The sequence below is a fragment of the Faecalibacterium sp. Marseille-Q4164 genome, assembly GCF_017377545.1.
Taxonomy (GTDB): Bacteria; Bacillota; Clostridia; order Oscillospirales; family Ruminococcaceae; genus Faecalibacterium; species Faecalibacterium duncaniae.
Window position 1 is genome coordinate 86,226 of sequence record NZ_JAFREJ010000001.1, and the last position, 19,454, is coordinate 105,679.

21 protein-coding genes and 2 pseudogenes are annotated in these 19,454 nt (G+C 53.4%); 20 read left to right on the forward strand and 3 right to left on the reverse strand.

Features of this window, described 5'->3' with window-relative positions; all coding sequences use genetic code 11:
* Window positions 1-86: 86 nt before the first annotated feature.
* Window positions 87-389: pseudogene (locus tag J3352_RS14200) on the forward strand (sigma factor); the annotation flags it as partial.
* Here the strand turns inward: J3352_RS14200 and J3352_RS00395 are convergent.
* On the reverse strand, window positions 321-2,174 hold the full coding sequence (locus tag J3352_RS00395) for a recombinase family protein (RefSeq protein WP_242699826.1): 1,854 nt from the start codon (window positions 2,172-2,174) through the stop codon (window positions 321-323). The pseudogene J3352_RS14200 and the gene J3352_RS00395 overlap by 69 nt on opposite strands.
* 158 nt (window positions 2,175-2,332) lie before the next feature.
* On the opposite strand from J3352_RS00395, the pseudogene J3352_RS00400 reads away from it, so the two are divergent.
* Window positions 2,333-2,929 (forward strand): annotated as a pseudogene (locus J3352_RS00400) (replication initiator protein A); the annotation flags it as partial.
* Here the strand turns inward: J3352_RS00400 and J3352_RS00405 are convergent.
* Window positions 2,914-4,137: an ATP-binding protein gene (locus J3352_RS00405; RefSeq protein ID WP_097772354.1), complete on the reverse strand. Its 1,224-nt coding sequence runs from the start codon at window positions 4,135-4,137 to the stop codon at window positions 2,914-2,916. The pseudogene J3352_RS00400 and the gene J3352_RS00405 sit on opposite strands and share 16 nt — an antisense overlap.
* A gap of 452 nt (window positions 4,138-4,589) precedes the next feature.
* On the opposite strand from J3352_RS00405, the gene J3352_RS00410 reads away from it, so the two are divergent.
* The 6 genes from J3352_RS00410 to J3352_RS00435 all read left to right on the forward strand — a co-directional run bounded on the left by J3352_RS00410 (window position 4,590) and on the right by J3352_RS00435 (window position 7,769).
* Window positions 4,590-4,889, forward strand: coding sequence for a helix-turn-helix domain-containing protein (locus J3352_RS00410; protein WP_005932405.1), 300 nt, complete (start codon window positions 4,590-4,592; stop codon window positions 4,887-4,889).
* A gap of 85 nt (window positions 4,890-4,974) precedes the next feature.
* A complete protein-coding gene (locus J3352_RS00415; RefSeq protein ID WP_005932409.1) occupies window positions 4,975-5,436 on the forward strand; it encodes a DUF523 domain-containing protein in 462 nt (153 codons plus the stop codon).
* Window positions 5,421-6,197: an HAD-IIB family hydrolase gene (locus J3352_RS00420; RefSeq protein ID WP_097772353.1), complete on the forward strand. Its 777-nt coding sequence runs from the start codon at window positions 5,421-5,423 to the stop codon at window positions 6,195-6,197. The genes J3352_RS00415 and J3352_RS00420 overlap by 16 nt, the downstream gene beginning before the upstream one ends.
* A gap of 57 nt (window positions 6,198-6,254) precedes the next feature.
* Complete coding sequence (locus J3352_RS00425) at window positions 6,255-6,704, forward strand: low molecular weight protein-tyrosine-phosphatase (protein ID WP_097772352.1); 450 nt, start codon at window positions 6,255-6,257, stop codon at window positions 6,702-6,704.
* A 12-nt stretch (window positions 6,705-6,716) separates the two neighbouring features.
* Entirely contained in the window at window positions 6,717-7,304 is a 588-nt protein-coding gene (locus J3352_RS00430; protein ID WP_097772351.1) for a pentapeptide repeat-containing protein, read from the forward strand.
* Between the two features lie 12 nt (window positions 7,305-7,316).
* The gene (locus tag J3352_RS00435) at window positions 7,317-7,769 is read left to right on the forward strand and encodes an aminoacyl-tRNA hydrolase (protein ID WP_005921358.1); all 453 of its coding nucleotides are present in this window, start codon (window positions 7,317-7,319) and stop codon (window positions 7,767-7,769) included.
* 15 nt (window positions 7,770-7,784) lie between these two features.
* Here the strand turns inward: J3352_RS00435 and J3352_RS00440 are convergent, their stop codons facing one another.
* Window positions 7,785-8,666 (reverse strand): DUF5131 family protein, encoded by an 882-nt coding sequence (locus tag J3352_RS00440; RefSeq protein WP_346655397.1) that lies wholly within the window; start codon window positions 8,664-8,666, stop codon window positions 7,785-7,787.
* 114 nt (window positions 8,667-8,780) lie between these two features.
* Between J3352_RS00440 and J3352_RS00445 the strand changes: the two genes are divergently transcribed.
* From J3352_RS00445 to J3352_RS00500, 12 genes are all read left to right on the forward strand, one after another.
* Window positions 8,781-9,812: a macro domain-containing protein gene (locus tag J3352_RS00445; RefSeq protein ID WP_097772350.1), complete on the forward strand. Its 1,032-nt coding sequence runs from the start codon at window positions 8,781-8,783 to the stop codon at window positions 9,810-9,812.
* 90 nt (window positions 9,813-9,902) lie between these two features.
* Window positions 9,903-10,562 (forward strand): vWA domain-containing protein, encoded by a 660-nt coding sequence (locus J3352_RS00450; RefSeq protein ID WP_005932423.1) that lies wholly within the window; start codon window positions 9,903-9,905, stop codon window positions 10,560-10,562.
* A gap of 14 nt (window positions 10,563-10,576) precedes the next feature.
* Window positions 10,577-11,377 (forward strand): ADP-ribosylglycohydrolase family protein, encoded by an 801-nt coding sequence (locus J3352_RS00455; protein ID WP_156066226.1) that lies wholly within the window; start codon window positions 10,577-10,579, stop codon window positions 11,375-11,377.
* A gap of 165 nt (window positions 11,378-11,542) precedes the next feature.
* Window positions 11,543-12,370: a purine-nucleoside phosphorylase gene (locus tag J3352_RS00460; RefSeq protein ID WP_156066224.1), complete on the forward strand. Its 828-nt coding sequence runs from the start codon at window positions 11,543-11,545 to the stop codon at window positions 12,368-12,370.
* Between the two features lie 10 nt (window positions 12,371-12,380).
* Window positions 12,381-12,857 (forward strand): hypothetical protein, encoded by a 477-nt coding sequence (locus J3352_RS00465; RefSeq protein ID WP_156066222.1) that lies wholly within the window; start codon window positions 12,381-12,383, stop codon window positions 12,855-12,857.
* Window positions 12,858-13,072: 215 nt separating this feature from the next.
* The gene (locus tag J3352_RS00470; RefSeq protein WP_156061397.1) at window positions 13,073-13,537 is read left to right on the forward strand and encodes an Hsp20/alpha crystallin family protein; all 465 of its coding nucleotides are present in this window, start codon (window positions 13,073-13,075) and stop codon (window positions 13,535-13,537) included.
* A 249-nt stretch (window positions 13,538-13,786) separates the two neighbouring features.
* Entirely contained in the window at window positions 13,787-14,644 is an 858-nt protein-coding gene (locus J3352_RS00475) for a YitT family protein (RefSeq protein ID WP_005932434.1), read from the forward strand.
* 63 nt (window positions 14,645-14,707) lie between these two features.
* On the forward strand, window positions 14,708-15,742 hold the full coding sequence (locus J3352_RS00480) for an alcohol dehydrogenase (protein ID WP_035394006.1): 1,035 nt from the start codon (window positions 14,708-14,710) through the stop codon (window positions 15,740-15,742).
* A gap of 173 nt (window positions 15,743-15,915) precedes the next feature.
* Window positions 15,916-17,655 carry an adenine deaminase gene (ade, locus tag J3352_RS00485; protein WP_156066220.1) on the forward strand — a complete coding sequence of 580 codons (1,740 nt, stop codon included), beginning with the start codon at window positions 15,916-15,918 and terminating at the stop codon, window positions 17,653-17,655.
* A gap of 154 nt (window positions 17,656-17,809) precedes the next feature.
* The gene (locus tag J3352_RS00490; RefSeq protein WP_005935263.1) at window positions 17,810-18,292 is read left to right on the forward strand and encodes a GNAT family N-acetyltransferase; all 483 of its coding nucleotides are present in this window, start codon (window positions 17,810-17,812) and stop codon (window positions 18,290-18,292) included.
* Window positions 18,293-18,352: 60 nt separating this feature from the next.
* Window positions 18,353-18,844 carry an HD domain-containing protein gene (locus J3352_RS00495; protein WP_097772341.1) on the forward strand — a complete coding sequence of 164 codons (492 nt, stop codon included), beginning with the start codon at window positions 18,353-18,355 and terminating at the stop codon, window positions 18,842-18,844.
* Between the two features lie 2 nt (window positions 18,845-18,846).
* Entirely contained in the window at window positions 18,847-19,359 is a 513-nt protein-coding gene (locus J3352_RS00500) for an NAD(+) diphosphatase (protein ID WP_097772340.1), read from the forward strand.
* Window positions 19,360-19,454: the final 95 nt, after the last annotated feature.

Below are 19,454 nucleotides of genomic sequence, written 5' to 3' on the forward strand. Positions count from 1 at the left end.
TGCAGAATGCCATCCCTGCGCTCCGGATTCGGAGGAATACTTTGTGATCTTCCAACAGCATACAGTAGCACCAGGGGGTGCTGTGTATGCTATTAACGCTGCTGCAATTTTTCGCTACAAAATTTCTGGTGCTGGCGCTGCATCTGGAAGCGGGGAGTTTTCCAAAGCCGCTCAGTGCACGGGAGGAGATCGAAACCTTTGCGGCCCTGCGGGCGGGGGACAGGAGTGCGCGGGAAAAGATCATCCGGCACAACCTGCGGCTGGTGGCCCATGTGGCAAAGAAATACTACGCCCAGCCCGGCGACCAGGAGGACCTGATCTCAATTGGAACCATTGGACTGATGAAGGCCGTGGATACCTTTGACACCACCCGCAAGGCGCGGTTTGCGACCTATGCCAGCAGATGCATTGAGAATGCTATCCTCACCCGAGCGAACGCCGGATGGAGAATCGGAACCATCTCCACCGCCCTCGGGATCGTTGTCGTCCTCTTCCGGGTCTACCGGGAAGGTGGTCCAGTCGATTTCATCCTCCGGTGAACCGAAGAGCACCACATGCGCCACCTTGCCGTCCCACACCACCTTGCGCACCACCGTGCGGATGGCAGCGCGCTTCTGCGTCACGGTCATGTCGTCGATGTTGTCGTGGAACACGGTCAGCAGCTGCCGCATTACGTCAAACTCGATGCCGCCCAGAACACCGTTGTCGGTGAGGCTTTCCAATTCCCGGATGCGGGAACTCAGGGCGGCATCCTGTGCATTCAGTTCCTCGATGCGCTTTTTCAGGTGGACAGCAGCGGTGCTGTCGCCGAAGTCAGCCAAGGAATCGATCAGGGCATTGATTTTCCGCTGCGTCTCGGCCTGCTCTTTGCGCAGGGTGGAAAGCTTGGTCTCAAACTCGGAGCGGTTGCCTGCGTGGGCGGACTTTGCCTTTTCCAACTGCTTCATAAAGTCGCTGGAATGGTCGGCAAGGTGCTTGACCTGCTCGCAGATGGCAGCATCCAGCAAATTGCCGTTGGCATTCCGGACATTACATAACTCTCTCCGGCTGCGCTCCTTCAGTTTGCACATATAGGGAAAGACCACCTGCCCGTCGGCAGTTTTGCGACCGGTGACCTTCGGGTACATCCGGCTGCCGCAGGAGCACCACAGCAGACCGGTGAGCAAAGCTTCGTTGCCGCGGGACTTGTGGTAGGACTTGGATTTGTTCCGCTCCAGCGACTCCTGCACCCGAATCCACCGGTTTGAGGAGATGATGCCGGGGTGTTCGCCCACCGAAACGATCCATTCGCTGATGGGATTGTAGACGGTGGCACGGCCTTTTTCCTGGTCGCTGCGGTTGTAGGCCAGCACGCCGCGCACACCGTCAAAATCGGACTCCGGGGCGAACAGTTCTGCCTCATTGTCCACAAAATACTGATAGGCGTCCTTGTCTGCAATCAGGTAGACAGGATTCTGCAAAATCGACTTGATGGAAAACCGGGTGAACGAACGCCCGGTTTTTGTTTTGATGCCCTGCCGCAGCAGCTCGGTCTCGGTCATGGTCAGGGAATCGTACTGCTCGTAGAGGTCGAAAATTTTGTAGATGATCTCGGCTTCGTCCGGCAGCAGCTTGAGCTTGCAGGCCTTTTTGGTCTTGCCGTCCACCGTGATGCTCTTGACGCTCTCGGAAGCATAGCCAGTGGGGGTCGTGCCGCCCAGCCAGCGCCCGGTCTTTGCCAGCTCGTGCATGTTGTCCCGGATGCGCTCCGCGATGGTCTCACGTTCCAGCTGACTGAACACGGATGCGATGTACATCATCGCGCGGCCCATGGGGCTGGACGTGTCAAAACTTTCACGGATGGACACAAAGTCGATGCCCAGCCGTCCCAGTTCTTCAATCAGGCTGGAAAAGTCGCTGATGTTGCGGCTGATGCGGTCCAGACGGTAGACCACAATGGCCTTGAATTTCCGGTCCTTGGCCGCAGTCATCATCTTTTTGAAATCCGGGCGGTTCAGGTTGCCGCCGGAAAAGCCCTCGTCCTCAAAGACAACGGCATGTTCCGCGGCGGCATCGCCGTAGTGAGTGCGGATATATTCGCGGCAGAGGTCGATCTGATTTCCGATACTTTCGCCCTTGCCGGTATAGCGGGACTTGCGGGAATAGATGGCAATGGTGTCAGCAGTTTTGACCATAAGATACTCCTTTCCTGTTGTCCGGTGGCCGTAGATGCGGCTATTGTAGCATGGCAGGCCATCTTTGTAAAGAAAAATAACGATAATCATACATATTTCATCACAAATGGAACGGAGGTGTCAAGGATGTAAACGGTCAAAAAAGGGGGGAAAACAGAATGTTTGACTATTTCTATGGGCAGTCGGGCGAGATGTTCTCGTATTTCCGGGTGCCCAAAATTTTATTCCGGGACATAAAATTCAAGGACCTGTCCACTGATGCCAAAACGCTGTACGGCATCCTGCTGGACCGCATGGGGCTGTCGGTGAAAAACGGATGGCTGGATGAGCAGGGAAGGGTGTATATCATTTTTCCTGTGCAGGAAGTGATGGATGCACTGGGCTGCGCAGACAACAAGGCAACCAAACTGTTCCGGGAATTGGAAAAGTTTGGACTGATTGAGCGCAAACGGCGTGGGCTGGGAAAACCCGATTTGATTTACGTCAAAAACTTTGCAGACCCGCGTTTCCGGAATCGTGAAAAGAACGGTTCCGGTGCCGCGGATTCAGCGCAGCAGGAAACGGCAAAATCACGAGGAAATAAGACTGAGTGGAATAAAACCGAGGGGAGTGAACCTGATCCTTTCTCTTCCGATGCGGAGGACGAACCGGATGAGCGCACACGGCTGGAAGCGTATTTTATGCAATCGTTGGAGGTGGACTTGCTGCTCCGGGTCTGCCCGGATGAGGAAGACACCATTCAGATAATCCAAATCGGAACGATATAGTTATCTCGATCTATGATGCCGACTTTTGGCTTCATGCAGACGATAGCACCTTTCCCGCGTGGGACAGAGGCTTTGTCCAGCAAAGAGAACACCTTCGTCAATTCGGTGCCGGGATTCGAGGTCTTTTTGATTTCGATGGGATTCAGAACACCATCCTGCTCCAGAACAATATCAATCTCTTTTGCATCTTTGTCGCGGTAGTAGTACAAAAACGGCTCACTGCCGGTATTCAGATAGGTCTTCGCAATTTCGGAAACAACATAGTTTTCGAGGATTGCACCGTTCATGGCACCATACTCCAGAACCTCTGCACTGCTCCACTTGGTCAGATAGCAGACCAATCCCGTATCATAAAAATAGAGCTTTGGGGTTTTTACCAAACGCTTCAGAAGGTTATTGGAATAGGGGTGCAGATAGAAGATGATACCCAGTGTTTCCAGAATGTGCAGCCAATCTTTTGCCTGCTTCTGATTGATGTCCGCATCCTGTGCAATTTCGGCAACATTCAGCATCTGGGAGCAGCGCGCTGCAACCGCTGTCATGAAACGCAGAAATTTCAGCGCATCGATGGCATCTGAAAGCTCTTTTACGTCGCGTTCAATATAGGTAGAAAGGTAGCTGCTGTAAAAAATCTGGCTGTTGGTATTTTTTCCGCTTGCAATAGCGGGCATGGAGCCCCGATAGATACGCTCAAAGATATCTTTGGTATCTGCGGGCACAGCTTTTTCCTCGCGGTTCAGCAGAGCGTCCAAATCCACACGGAAAGGCTCGGTATCTGCACCGTTTATTTCTGACTGCGAAAGAGAAGTCATTGACAGCACTGCAACACGCCCGGCAAGTGATTCCTGTACCCCGTGCATCAGCTTGAACACCTGTGACCCGGTCAGCCAAAAGGCACCCGGCTCATGGTGAGTATCTGCATAGACTTTGATATAGGTAAATAGTTCCGGTGCATATTGAACCTCATCAATCAGAACCGGCGGCTTATGCAGCTGCAAAAACAATTCTGGATCATTTTTTGCGAGTGCCCGCTCGTTCAAATCGTCCAGTGAAACATATCCACGGGAAGTTCCTTCCATGAGCTTTTGCAGCATAGTTGTTTTTCCTACCTGCCGGGGGCCGGTCACAAGCACAACCGGATATTCCTGCGTGACCTGCTGCACAACTTTCTCAAGACTTCTTGTAATGTAACTCATATTGATCACCTGCTTCCAATCTCGGCCGATTTTTCTTATGATTCCATTTTAGCCGAAAACTTTGTCTTTTTCAAGTACATCTGGGTGTTTTAATCGTATTATAAAAAGTTAGGAGTTGATGCTTATTGTCTTATCGCTTAGTAATCGCAGAAAAGCCCTCAGTCGGGGCTGCTTATGCAAAAGTTCTCGGTGCGACCAACCGTCAGGATGGCTACTGGGAGGGTACAGTGATGAAAACACTTGCTATAATATCGCCATGGCGCAGGTTTCAGTTGCGTAAGAGGGAAAATTGCCTGAAATGCATTAAAGGCTGATAATACTCCGTGAGCTGCTCACAAGAGCAGCTCCATCGAGTCGCGGTCATTGTGCATTTTCAAGCTGAAAACAGGCCGGGACTCGGAAAAGGAGTCTCGGCCTGTTTGTGTTTTCGGCGCAAAGGAAAGGATTGAACAATGCGATTTGATGCAAAAGAATTCGGCGGACGTATCCGCGATTTGCGGAAAAAGAAGGGGATTACACAGGAACAGTTGAGTATAATGCTGAACGTTAGTGCGAACCATCTTGCAAAAGTTGAAACGGGAAGCCGCTGCTGCTCGATTGAGTTGCTGCAGGATCTTTCGTCCTGCCTGAATGTCAGAACGGACTATCTGCTGAACGGAGATGCACCGCATAACAACCATCTGAGGGAAAGACTGACGTTTCTTGCACAGGAATTAGAAAAGATTACGGCGGACCTCCCGGTATGGGGATAGGAAAAGCAAAATCCTCTTTTTCAATGCCCAAAAGCGTGGTAGAATAGGTAAAAGATTCAGTATCTGAAAAACGGAGCGCGCAACAATGAAGATTCTGGTCAGCGCCTGCCTGCTGGGCGAAAACTGCAAATACAGCGGCGGAAACAATTACAATCAGGCGGTTTGTGATTTTGCGCGGGGGCATCAGGTGGTTCCGGTCTGCCCGGAGGTTTTGGGCGGCCTGCCCACACCGCGGTGCCCGGCGGAAATCGTGCAGGGCGTTGTCACGAACAAAGAGGGCATCAATGTGGACCGGGAGTTCCGAGCGGGCGCAGCCAAGGCCCTTGCCATCGCAAAAGAAAATGGGGTGGAGCTTGCCATCCTGCAATCCCGCAGCCCCAGCTGCGGCGTGAAGGAAATTTACGATGGAACGTTTTCCGGGACAAAGATTCCCGGACAGGGCGTTTTTGCCAAGATGCTGATGGACGAAGGCGTCCGTGTTCTGGATGCCGGGGAATTGCCTAAAATTATCTTGAAAAATGAGGACGGAAAATGTCAATCAAACTGATTTGCAGCGACATTGACGGTACGCTGCTGCAATACGGCAAAAAGGAACTGGAAGACGAGATCTTTGAGCAGATACGGGAGCTGCATCGGCGCGGCATTCTGTTTTGCCCGGCATCCGGTCGGCAGTATACCAGCCTGCGCAAGCTCTTTGCACCGGTGGCAGACTGCTGTGTGTTTCTTTGTGAGAACGGCGGCGTGATCTATAAAGACGAACAGTGCATCGCCAAGAACCCGATGCCGCGCACGCTGGCCGAAGAAATCGCCAACGACCTGTGGATCCGCAGCGACGGGCAGGGCGAGGTAATGCTTTCCGGTCAGAATACTGCATACCTGATGGAGCGGGGTCTGGGAATGCTCAAGCGTATTCAGTTCATCGGGAACAATTATCAAATCATCCATGACCCTTCCGAGGTGACGGAGGAGATCACAAAAGTATCGGTGTATCTGCACGAAGGCGTAGAATCTTACACGGAACGGTTTGTCCCACGATGGAAAGAGGCGAACTGCGCTGTGGCAGGGCCGTACTGGATCGACACCACCTTTGCCAACAAGGGCATCGGTGTGCGCAGCATCTGCAAGACTCTGGACATCGACCTTGCCGATGTGATGGCTTTTGGCGACAATTATAACGATGTGTCGATGCTGGACATTGTGGGTGTGCCCTACATTATGGATGGTGCCGCCGCACCGCTGCGGGAAAAGTACCCGAACCATACACCCCGCCCAGAGGATGTGCTGCGGGAGTTCTTGAAGCAGAACTGAATTTTGCACGCATGTGTGCAAAATTCAAAATGATACGATATAAGGGAATATTTTGACATGACGAAAGTGCTTTTCATCTGCCACGGCAACATTTGCCGCAGCCCAATGGCCGAATTTGTAATGAAAGACCTTGTAGCCAAAGCCGGGCTTTCTGATCGGTTTGAAATCGCATCCGCGGCCACCAGCACCGAGGAGATCGGCAACCCGGTCTATCCGCCTGCCAGGCGGAAGCTGGCCGAGCACGGCATCTCCTGCGAGGGTAAAATCGCCCGACAGATGACCCAGCGGGATTACGAAACCTACGATTACCTGATCGCCATGGATCACAACAACCTGCGCAATATGGCGCGCTTTGTGGGCGGCGACCCGGAGCATAAAGTGTCTCTGCTGATGGATCATACCCGCCGCCCCGGCGATGTGGCCGACCCATGGTATACCGGGGATTTTGAGGCTACCTGGCAGGATGTACTGGAAGGCTGCACGGCTCTGCTGGAAGAACTGCGCTGACAGGAGAATTTTATGATAGAGCGCTATTGTGAGGGTGAACGGTTTGCTGACCTGTCGTTCACCGAGGAGGCTTTTGAGGATTGCGACTTTACCGACTGCGTGTTTGTGGATTGCTCCTTTACCAAATGCGAACTGGATCATACCATGCTGAATGAGTGCAAATTCGTGCGGTGTGAGATCACAGGTCTGCGCAGCACCCATTCTTCGGTGCAATCGCTGGATTTTGAGGACTGCCGTTTGCAGGAAATCGAGTGGGCACCGCTGATGTCCAACGGTGCCTTCCCGGACCCTATCAATACGCTGAAAGAGTGCAGTCTGAAATATAACACCTTCACCGAAATGAACTTTAACCGCTTCGACTTTTCGGACGGCAACGAAATTGTCGGCTCCATGTTTGCCAAATGCGAGATGCAGCTGGCAAATTTCAAGGGTGTAGAACTTCACGAAACGGAGTTCTACCAGTGTGATCTGCGCAAGGCGGATTTCCGGGATGCCGCCGGTTATAAGGTGGACATTCTGGGCAGCCGCCTGAAGGATGCAAAGTTTTCCCTGCCAGAAGCGGTGAATCTGCTGGCAGATTTGAAGATCAAACTGTCGTAAGAAGGAGAAAAAATGCGTCAACTCATCATTGCCCGAAAAGATCTGCAGATGTCTCCCGGTAAGCTGGCGGCGCAGTGCTGCCACGCTTCGCTGGCATTCCTCACCGACCCCATCGGCATGGGACAGGGCGTGGAACCCATCGAGAAAGACGGAGAAATTACCGGCTATCGGGCAGAAATCATGTTGGAGAAAGCAACCTATGAAGAATGGTTCGATGGTTCGTTTACCAAGACCGTATGTGGGGCAAAGAACCGCAATCAACTGCTGAAAGCAAAGACCATTGCCGAGGAATTAGGCCTTGTGGAAAACAAAGACTTCTTCCTTATCCGGGATGCCTGCCACACCGAGCTGGAACCGGAAGAATTTGATGAAAACGGAGAGGGCATGACCCTGACCTGCATCGGTTTCCGCCCGCTGCCGGATGAAATTGCACACCAGATCAGCCATAAGTTCCATTTGTATTGATAGAATTCCTTTATTTTATAAGCATTTTCCGCAATCGCTGCAGCCGTTGCAGATCAACTTGCTGCCGCAGGTCTCGCAGTTTGCGCGGAAATGAGGCACATAGAGATCTTCCTGCGGGATGGGGTAGCCCCAGTCGTCCACGAGGTCAAAATGAATGGGCCTGCCCTGAAAATTCATGCCGGATTTACAGGCCATTCGGCTTTGCAGCTGCTTGTTTGGCAGGTGGTAGCGCCTGCCGTCCTTGATGAACACAGTGCCGGTCTCGATAAAGCAGAAGGTCACATTGGCATCCACGCATTCCTGCCGGAGAGACTTGACCCAATCAAAATTGCAGGGGCGGGCACCGTCATAGTTTTCGCCGCCGCAGATGACCTGCTCGATCTGCCCGGCGGAAAGGTACTGCCGGATACTCACCGGTCCGATGAAGGGCGCGCACATGATGCCCTTGTGCTTGAAGGGCAGGTCAAACAGAATGGGAATGCGCTCATCGGCGCGGCGCTGATTTTCACAGGTGACATTGAAAAAGATGTTGTCCCAACCGCTGCCCCAGTCCGGCGGCAGGCACTCCCGTACCCGCTGCGGCCGCTTTGTGAGCAGGAAAAACACCACGTCGCTGCGTTGGCGCATGATGTCCCACGCCTCAACCCGCCACGGGTCGGCTTCTTCCAAGAAGAAATCCGAGGTCATGCAGACCCGGATCTGCTCACCACTCTGGATTTTGTAGTGTCCGGTGCGGTCTTTCTGGAGCGGATAGGAAAAGCCGCTTTTCGTTTTGTAGATCTCGGCTCCGTTCTGGTCCCGCATCCGGTCGAGAAAATACATGTAGCAGTTCTGGCAGCCCTCGCTGCACTTGACGCAGCCGTGCCATGGATTCCAGATGTCGTGCAGGAAGCTCACCCTCTTTCTGTACCTATTATTATAATAGCTGCGCGGACAGGAAACAAGAGCACCCCTTGCACCGCCCCATCGGATGTGATAGGATGAAGAAAACCATGTGAGGGAGGAACCACCATGCCGTTTCTGATGATCCGCAACGACATCACCAAAGTGGCAGCGGATGCCATTGTCAACCCGGCCAACCGGAACCTTTTGCAGGGCAGCGGCACCAGCCGCGCCATCTATCAGGCGGCAGGGGAGCAGGAGCTGACCGCTTCCTGCGAAGCCATCGGCCGTTGCGATTTGGGCAGAGCCGTGTGTACCCCGGCGTTCGGTCTGCCCGCAAAATATATTTTCCATGCAGTCTGCCCAGCGTGGCACGGCGGCGGGTTCGGCGAAGCTGAACAATTAGCCGGTGCATACCACTCCGCATTGGAATTAGCCGCAGAGTACCACTGCGAGAGCGTGGCCTTTCCGCTGCTGTCCAGCGGAAACTATGGCTACCCCAAAGAACAGGCCTTCCGCATTGCGGTGGACACCATCACACAGTACGTCATGGAGCACGACCTGACCGTGTATCTGGTGCTTTACGACCGGGGCTCGCTGGCCGTGAGCCGGAAGCTGTTCGCCTCGGTGGAGGAGTACATTGACGACCACTATGTAGCACAGAACGATGAAAGCTACGGATTTGGCCGTCGGCGCAGGGAATTGTCAGAGCGGCGGAGGCTTCTGGAAGAAGATGCCGCCGTGCCGATGCTAGGTGCAGTTCCGGCATCCGCCGCGGCACCCAGGACAGCCCGCAGTCTGGAAAGCCTGATGGATAATCTCGGTGAAAGCTTCACCACCCGGCTGCTGCGGCTCATTGACGAGCGGGGGCTGAAAGACTCCACCGTGTACAAGCAGTCCAACATCTCCCGGCAGCATTTCTCCAAAATTCAGTGCAATCGCGACTACAACCCCAAAAAGAAAACGGTGCTGGCCTTTGCGGTGGGCCTGCACCTGTCCGAAGATGAAACCATCGACCTGCTCAAAAGCGCAGGCTACGCCTTCTCCGATGGCTCCAAGCGGGACTGGATCGTGCGGTATTGCCTGGAACACAAAATCTATAACATCAATCAGGTCAATACGCTGCTGTTTGAATACGATCAGGAACAGCTGGGTGCGTGATTTGTCGCCTGCCCGTTGACCTTTTGCCCTCCGGTTTGTGGTATCCTTTTGCCAACGAAAGCGATACACCACAAAACGGAGGGCATTGTTGTGAAGAAAAATCTTACCGAGCTTGTTTTCATTCTGGACCGCAGCGGTTCCATGGGCGGGCTGGAGCAGGATACCATCGGCGGGTTCAATGCTATGTTGACCCGGCAGAAGGAGCAGGAGGGCGAGGCCAACGTGACCACCATCCTGTTCGACCATGAGGTGCAGCTGCTGCACGACCGTTTTCCGCTGAAGGCTGTTGCGCCGCTGACCGAAAAGGACTACTACGTCCGGGGCTGCACGGCGCTGCTGGATGCCATTGGTTATGGCATGGAAAAGATGGTGAATATCCAGCGCCATCTGCCGGAGGACGAGCGTGCCGAAAAGGTCATCTTTGTCATCACCACGGACGGCTTGGAAAACGCCAGCAAGCGGTTTGGCTATGAGAAGATCCGCCGGATGATCGAGCGGGAAAAAGAGCAATACGGCTGGGAGTTCCTGTTCCTCGGTGCCAACATGGACGCCGTGAAGGAAGCTGCCCGCTTCGGCATCGGGGCAGACCGGGCGGTGCGGTTTGAGAATGACGCACAGGGCGTGGCGGTCAACTACCACGTTGTTAGCGAGACAGTCTCCCGGATGCGGGAAGCACCCTGCTGCGCGTCCATCGGCGCAGAGTGGAAAGAACAAATCGAAGCTGATTTTCAGAAGCGGCATCATAGGTAAGGGAGGAAACAGCCATGTTAGGAGCAATCTTGGGTGACATCGTGGGCAGTCCCTATGAATTTGACCACAACAATTACAAGCACAAGGATTTTCCGCTGCTGAGCAAGAAATCGCACTTCACCGATGATACGGTCATGACCGTTGCGGTGGCACGGGGATTGATTGCAGGTAAAGGCATCCCGGAGAGAACATTTGAAGAAACAAAGAGCGAGATGCGCATTTGGGGAGAAACATACCCTCATGCCGGTTACGGCGGGATGTTCCGCCGGTGGCTGCATGCAGAAAATCCGAATCCCTATGGCAGTTTCGGTAACGGCTCGGCTATGCGGGTGTCGGCAGCGGGCTGGCTGTTCGATACGCTGGACAAAACGCTGGAAATGGCAAAAGTGACCGCTGAAGTCACCCACAACCACCCGGAGGGCATCAAGGGCGCACAGGCCACGGCGGCAGCAATTTTTCTGGCCCGTACCGGCCACAGCAAGCCGGCAATCAAACAATATGTGGAGCAGAGCTTCGGTTATGACCTGAACCGTACCTGTGATGAAATTCGGCCGACCTATCATCATGTGGAGACCTGTCAGGAAACTGTGCCGGAAGCAATCATTGCTTTTCTGGAAAGCGTCAGTTTTGAGGATGCACTTCGCAATGCAGTTTCTCTGGGCGGCGACAGCGACACCCTTGCCTGCATCACAGGCGGCATTGCCGAAGCTTTTTACGGGATGCCGCAGGAACTGCGGGACGAGACTTTGAAACGTCTGCCGGAGGATATCCGGGAAGGATATGAGCTGTTTCGGTGGAACATCGGCCAGAGATAAGACATTCGGAGAACCAAGGAGCAGATACAACACACTCGTGATGTGAAGTATCTGCTCCTTGGTTTTTAATAAGACTCGATGAAGGGCGTCTTGCATCGGCCTGAAAAATCCGATATACTGAACCCAGAGAGTATATCGAATTTTTTGGGAAAAGGAGAGAACGGTATGGAACATCTTTATGAAAAGGCACTGGAAAGTGCGGAATATATCAAGACGCACACGAAAAAGCGCCCGAAGATCGCGGTGGTGCTGGGCTCCGGCCTTGGCAAGCTGACCGCGGACTTTACGGACACGGAAGAACTGTCCTACAAGGATATCCCCAACTTCCCGGTATCCACGGTGGCAGGACACAAAGGCGCATTGTTGGCTGGCAAGCTGGGGGACACGGAAGTCTACGCCATGGAAGGCCGCTTCCATTTCTATGAGGGCTACTCCATGAAGGAAGTCTGCTACCCGTTCTATGTGTTCAAGCTGTTGGACGTGGAAAAGGTGGTGTTGACCAACGCCTGCGGCGGCATCAACCGGGAGTTTGCGCCGGGCACCCTGATGCTCATTACCGACTTCATCAACATGATGGGCACGAACCCCCTCATTGGCCCCAACAATGAGCGCTTCGGCCCCCGCTTCCCGGACATGACCGAACCTTACAGTCTGGAACTGCGGAACCTTGCCAAGCAGACCGCCGATGAACTGGGCATTGCCTACAAGGAGGGCGTTTACATGGGCTTTATGGGCCCTTGCTATGAAACGGCGGCTGAAATTCGCGCCTTTGCGGGGATGGGAGCCGATGCCGTGGGCATGAGCACCGTGCCGGAAACCATGGTCTGCAACTACATGGGCATGAAGGTACTGGCCGTCGGCTGCATCACCAACATGGCCACCGGCATCCAGACGGTCAAGCATAGCCACGCCCGCGTGCTGGAGATCGCAAATCAGGCAGGCGATACCCTGTGCCGCTGGCTGGGTGCGGTGATCCAGAAGATGGAAGGATAGGGTAATTCGGATGAGAGAAAACATCGTTTTTGATTATTTGCTGGCAAATGCCTGGGGGCTGCCGCTTTGCCGTGTGTCCGTGTCAGAAGATGGCTTCGTTCAATGTCAGGAGAACAGAGAAAATACACAAGGACTGCAACTGGAAAAGGCAGAAGTAGATAAAATCAAATCAATCGTTTCAGAACATGCGCATATACTGGATTATGACAGTAAAGAACTTGAGTCGCCAGATGTGTTTGATGGAGTTATGAATTTTTTTGATTTTGAGGCATCTGATGGACGAAAAGTGAACTTGATGGCTTTTAATATTGGCGAAGTGAAAACCCCTGGCATGAGCTTTTCAAAAGGTCTCCTGGAGAAAGGAGAACCGGACGAAATCGTCGTTCCGGTAAAAGCAATGGAGGTAGTAAAGACATTCGAGGAAATCGCTGCTACTCTGGTGGCGAATGGAGTGGATGCCAAATGCTTAAGGCTGACATATGCCTGAAAAACGCCTAAGATTACATGAAAGATTATCAGAAAATTATCTTTCTGTGAATTTTAGCACTCTTCTATTGACACTGCTAATGAACGGTGCTATAACAGTGGCGTGCTCAGGAGGAAGGGCAAAAGGAGAGCCGCTAGGCTCCCCGGAAAGCCTTTCCGAGTGGACGCTTCAGATTTTTTGCCCCGACCCGAACGCCGGGATTGGAGGAATGATTTATGCTTATGCCGACTGTTTTCCATGAAAACCTGTTCGATGATTTCTTCGATCCGTTCTGGAATGACGCTGCACTGGAACGTATGATGAACCGTGAGGCTCGTGATACCTTTGGTAAGCGCGGTGCAAACATGATGAAGACCGATGTCAAACAGACGGACAACGGCTACGAAGTAGCTGTTGACCTGCCGGGCTGCAAGAAGGAAGACGTTCAGATGGATCTGAACGACGGCTACCTGACCATTCAGGCAGTGCGCAGCCACAGCAACGACGAAAAGGATAAGAAGGGCCGCTATCTGCGGCGCGAATCCTTCTCCGGCACCTGCGCGCGCAGTTTCTACGTGGGCGATGTGAAGAAGGAGGACATCCACGCAAAGTTCGAGGATGGTGTCCTGTACGTCGAGCTGCCTGCTCCTCAGCAGACGAAGGCTTTGCCTGAGAACCCGAACCTGATCGAGATCGAGTAAAACGCCGGTCGTGTGCGCCAAAGCACAACGCACATAAGATGCCCCCGGAGAGCCGCAACAAGCCCTCCGGGGGCATTTTTGTTTCGCTATCTTTTCCGCAAGGGAAAATCATGGTATACTGAGAACAGCAACTCGGAATTTATGGAGGTACTTCACTATGGAATACAAACGCTTTGGCGGTAGGCTCCTTGTCCGCATCGACAAAGATGAGGAAATCGGTGAAACAAATTTGATTTTAGGGGGACAAAGATGAGTGATGTAAAAGAAAAGACCGGCGCAGTCCTGAGGGAGACGGCAGTCCTGACCGGGGCGGTGGCGATCATTGCGGCGGGCGTTTTCTTTTTTCTGGTGCCGAGCCATACATCCGTCAGCAGCATTTCCGGCCTTGGCATCGTGCTGTCCAATTTTGTGCCGCTGCCCTTGTCGGTCATTACGATGATCCTGAACGTCGTGCTTCTCATCATCGGGTTCTTTACCTGCGGCAGAGAATTTGGCGCAAAGACCGTATACACCAGTGTGCTGCTGCCGGTGTTTCTGGGGCTGTTTGAAAAGCTGTTCCCGGAGTTCGGCTCGATGACCGGCAGTCAGGAGCTGGACGTGCTGTGCTATATTCTGGTGGTCAGCATCGGGCTGAGTATTTTGTTCAACCGCAATGCATCCTCCGGCGGGCTGGATATCGTGGCAAAGATCATGAACAAGTACCTGCACATGGAATTGGGAAAAGCCATGTCTCTGTCGGGAATGTGTGTGGCGCTTTCCGCGGCCCTGGTCTACGATAAAAAGACCGTGGTGCTGAGTATCCTCGGTACTTACTTCAACGGCATCGTGCTGGACCATTTCATCTTTGATAACAGCATCAAACGCCGCGTCTGCATCATCACCGAAAAAGAGGAGACGCTGCGTCAGTTCATCCTCCATGACCTGCACAGCGGTGCGACCATGTACGAGGCCATCGGTGCATACAATCTGGAAAAGCACAACGAGATCATTACCATCGTGGACAAGAGCGAATATCAGAAGCTGATGAACTTTATCAACCGGGAAGACCCCAAGGCTTTTGTTACCGTTTACAATGTGTCCAGCATGCAGTATCAGCCCAAGATCTAATCGGCGGAGAGCTGCGTGGTATACTCAAGTCCGGAAATATCAAAGCGCATGGAGGTAAAAAGCATGCTGACCTATACCTATGTTTCAGAGGGGACGTTTGCCCTGATGGAAAAACCAAAGCCGGTGCTGCAGCACGAGCGGGACGCCATTGTAAAGGTGACCCTTGCCAGCATCTGCTCCAGCGACCTGCACATTAAGCACGGCAGCGTGCCCCGGGCGGTGCCCGGCATCACCGTAGGGCACGAGATGGTGGGCATCGTAGAAGAAGTGGGCAGTGCGGTGACCAATGTGAAACCCGGCGACCGGGTGACGGTGAACGTGGAGACCTTCTGCGGAGAGTGCTTCTTCTGCAAAAAGGGCTTCGTGAACAACTGCACCGATCAAAACGGCGGCTGGGCACTGGGCTGCCGCATCGACGGCGGGCAGGCGGAGTATGTCCGGGTGCCCTTTGCGGATCAGGGACTGAACAAGATCCCGGACGGCGTCACCGATCGGCAGGCGCTGCTGGTGGGCGATGTGCTGGCCACCGGCTTTTGGGCGGCACGCATTTCGGAGATCACCCCCGAGGATACCGTGCTGATCCTCGGTGCAGGGCCGACTGGCATCTGCACGCTGCTGTGCGTCATGCTGCACAGTCCCAAGCGCATCATCGTCTGTGAAAAGGACGCAAGCCGCCTGCAGTTCATCCGTCGGCACTACCCGCAGGTGCTCACCGTGCAGCCGGAGGACTGCGCCGCCTTTGTGCGTGCCCACAGCGACCACGGCGGGGCCGATGTGGTGCTGGAGGTGGCAGGGGCAGACTCCACCTTCCGGCTGGCATGGGAGTGTGCACGGCCCAACGCCATTGTGACGGTGGTGGCACTGTACGATAAGGCGCAGACCCTGCCGCTGCCGGAAATGTACGGCAAAAACCTCACCTTTAAGACCGGCGGCGTGGACGGCTGCGATTGTGAAGAAACGCTGCGTCTCATCGCAGAAGGCAAGATCGATACCGAACCGCTCATCACCCACACCTACCCCCTGCGCCGGATCGCAGAGGGCTACGAGCTGTTTGAAAAGAAACGGGACGGCGTGATCAAGGTGGCAGTGGAGTGCTGACGGTGTGCGCCAAGTCACACACGCACATAAGGTGGCCCCGGAGAGCTGTAACAAGCCCTCCGGGGCCATTTTTGTTTCCCGACATCTTTTCCGCAGCGGCAGGGCGTGGTAGAATAAGGGCAGAACCGATCCACAGGTGAAAAAATCGAACTTCAGAGAGAGGAGATGTTTCTATGCAGTCCGATGAACTGAAACGCCGGATCTCGGCAGGCAGAGGAGATGCTCTGGCCGATCTGGTTTTGAGAAATGCCAGAATCGTCAATGTGTTTACTGATGAGATCGACACCGCTGACATTGCCATCAGCGGAAATTCGATCGTGGGCGTGGGAACGTATCATGGCCGGAAAGAAGTTGATCTGCACGGCAAATATGTCTGCCCGGGCCTGATCGATGGGCATATCCACATCGAAAGCTCCATGCTCTGTGGTCCGGCCTTCGAGCAGGCAGTGCTGCCCCACGGTACCACTGCGGTGGTCACAGACCCGCACGAGATCTCGAACGTTGCGGGGCTGGAAGGCTTGGATTTTATGCTGGAAACGACAAAAAATCTGACCCTTTCGGTTTATTTCATGCTGCCCTCCTGTGTTCCGGCCACGGATCTGGATGAATCCGGTGCGGTGCTGAACGCAGAACAGCTCCGGCCTTACTACGGCGATCCCCGTGTGCTGGGGCTTGCGGAACTGATGAATGCCTACGGAACGGTGCGCTGTGACCCGAAGATCCTGCAGAAGATCCGCGACTGCACCGAAGCGGGAAAGATCGTGGATGGCCATGCGCCGCTTTTGAGCGCTAAGGACCTGAATGCTTATATTGCGGCAGGCGTTCAGTCCGATCACGAGTGCTCCAACATCGAGGAAGCCATGGAAAAACTCCGGCGCGGACAATACATCATGATCCGGGAAGGAACGGCTGCCAAAAATATGGAGGCCCTGATGCCGCTGTTCCGGGAGCCCTATTGCAGCCGCTGTATGCTGGTGACGGATGATAAGCACCCCGGTGACCTGCTGGACAGCGGACACATCGATTCCAACATCCGTAAAGCGATCCGGCTGGGCGCAGACCCGGCAGTGGCCGTCAAAATGGCAACGCTGGTCCCGGCACAGTATTTTGGGTTCAAGCAGCGCGGTGCCGTAGCACCGGGGTACCGGGCAGATCTGGTTGTGGTTTCTGATCTGGAATCCTTTACGGTCGAACAGGTTTACAAGAATGGCACGCTGGTGGCCGAGCACGGAAAAACGCTGAAACCCGCACCGCTTGACATCGACCGTGTGAGATTTTCCCACGTTATGGATTCCTTTGATCTGGATGAGATCACACTGCAGGACCTGGAACTTCGGGAAAGCGGGGAGCAGGAGCGTGTCATCTGCCTGAACCGGGGCGAGCTGCTTACGGAGGAAAAAATCATCCCGTTCCAACGGCATCCGGGCAAGGCTCCCGGTGTGGACCCGGAACACAACATCGTAAAACTGGCCGTTTTTGAGCGGCATCATCACTCCGGCCATGTGGGCATTGGCTTTTTAGGAAACTTCAGCCTGAAATGCGGAGCCGTTGCATCGAGCATCGCACATGATTCCCATAACCTGATCGTGGCAGGGGACAACGATACCGATATGATGCTGGCCGGCAACACTGTGCGGAAAAACAAAGGCGGACTTGCGTTTGTGGCAGATGGACAGGTCGTGGCAGAACTTGCGCTTCCGGTGGCCGGATTGATGAGCACCGAAAGCGCAGAGAGCGTTGCGGCGAAAATGCAGGCGCTGAACGATGCCCTCAAGGCACATGGTGTAGTGGAAGATATCGGCATCTTTATGACCCTCGCCTTCGTCAGCCTTCCGGTCATTCCCAAACTCAGACTGAATACATACGGCATCATCGATGTAGCGCAGCAGAAAGTCGTTCCGGCTGTTTTTTAATAGGCGATAACAAAAATACTGCCGGAGACCGACCCGAATGGTCCGTCTCCGGCAACAGAACAGTTCGTTCCTACTCTTAGAAGCGAGCCGCATCAAGAGAAAAATTGACGGAAATTCTTATTTGATAAATCGGGATTTAGCGAGGTAAAGATATATGCTTCATTTAGAAAAAGTAAATGGTAATAATGTCTGGGATATCCTGAAACTGACGGTATCGGAATCGCAGAAGAACTTCGTTGCCACCAATGAGATCAGCATCATTGAAGCGTATACTGCAATTACGGGAAACGGTCATGCATTCCCGTTTGGTATATATGATGAGGATAAGCCTGTAGGCTTCCTGATGATTGGTTTTGATGTTGATGATTATTGGACGGATGCACCTGAAATTGCAAAGGGAAACTATAATCTGTGGCGTCTTATGATCGATAAGGCATATCAAAACAGAGGGTACGGGAAAGAAGCGGTCAGCCTTGCATTAGAGTTCATAAAATCTATGCCTTGTGGAGAAGCGGAATACTGTTGGCTATCATATGAACCCGATAATGCAGTTGCCCGTCAGATGTATCGCTCTTTCGGTTTCGAAGAAACCGGTGAAATGGACGGCGAAGAACTGATCGCTGTTCTGAGACTGTAATTAACAACTTCGCGTTTATCAAGGTGAACATTTAAGTGTTAAAAACGGGAGTGAAAACAAATGATGACCATTGCACAGATCATGGAAAAGATGATCGCCTTTTCCGAAGGGAATATCCATGACATCACGCACCTGAGCTGCGTGTGGACCTATGCCAAAACCATTGGTGAGCTGGAGGGGCTGGACGCAGACACGCAGTTTATTCTGGAGGTGGCGGCCATCACCCACGATATCGCCTGCCCGCTCTGCCGCAAAAAGTACGGCAACACCAATGGTAGATATCAGGAGCAGGAGGGTGCCCCGCTGGTGCGGGAGTTCTTGGCGGATACCGGCATGACAGCAGAACAGATCGACCGGGTGGCCTATCTGGTAGGGCACCACCATAGCCCGGCGCAGATCGACGGCATTGACTATCAAATTCTGATTGAGGCGGATTATATCGTCAATGCGTCCGAAAGCGGGTACGGTCAGCAGGCAATCCGAACCTTTATGGAACATACGATGAAAACGACAGCAGGTATCCGGCTGACGAAAACAGTGTTTGGAGTGTAAAAATGATTCAGAAGCATTGCTTTGAATGCGGTATGGCATTGATTGAAAAAGAACTGGAAGAAGAGGGCATTGTGCCTTATTGCCCGAAATGCCAGCAATACCGGTTCCCGATGTACAATGTGGCAGTCAGCATGATTGTTGTGGATGAGGAAACCGGGAAAATTCTGCTCATCCAGCAGTACGGCAAGCCCTCTTATATTCTGGTGGCTGGATATGTGAACCGCGGTGAGGCAGAAGAACACGCCGTGGTGCGGGAAGTCCGGGAAGAAACCGGGTTGGAAGTAGAGCACCTCCGGTTCAACCGTACTAAGTTTTTTGAGCCGTCCAACACGCTGATGTGTAACTTTACGGCTTTCGTCAGAACCGCAAAGGCGCTGCATATCAACCACGAAGTGGACCGCTGCAAGTGGTTCACCCCACAGGAAGCCAGAGAAAACATCCGTCCCAACAGCCTTGCAGCGGAATTTTTGAATGCGTATCTGGACGAAGTGGGGAATAAGCCGATGGAGATGTGATTCGTGGCTGTGCCACGGGAATTTTGACGGAAAGTATGGAAAAAAGTTGGTTCGGCCTGTTTCGGTTGACTTTTTTATAAAGAATCGATATATTG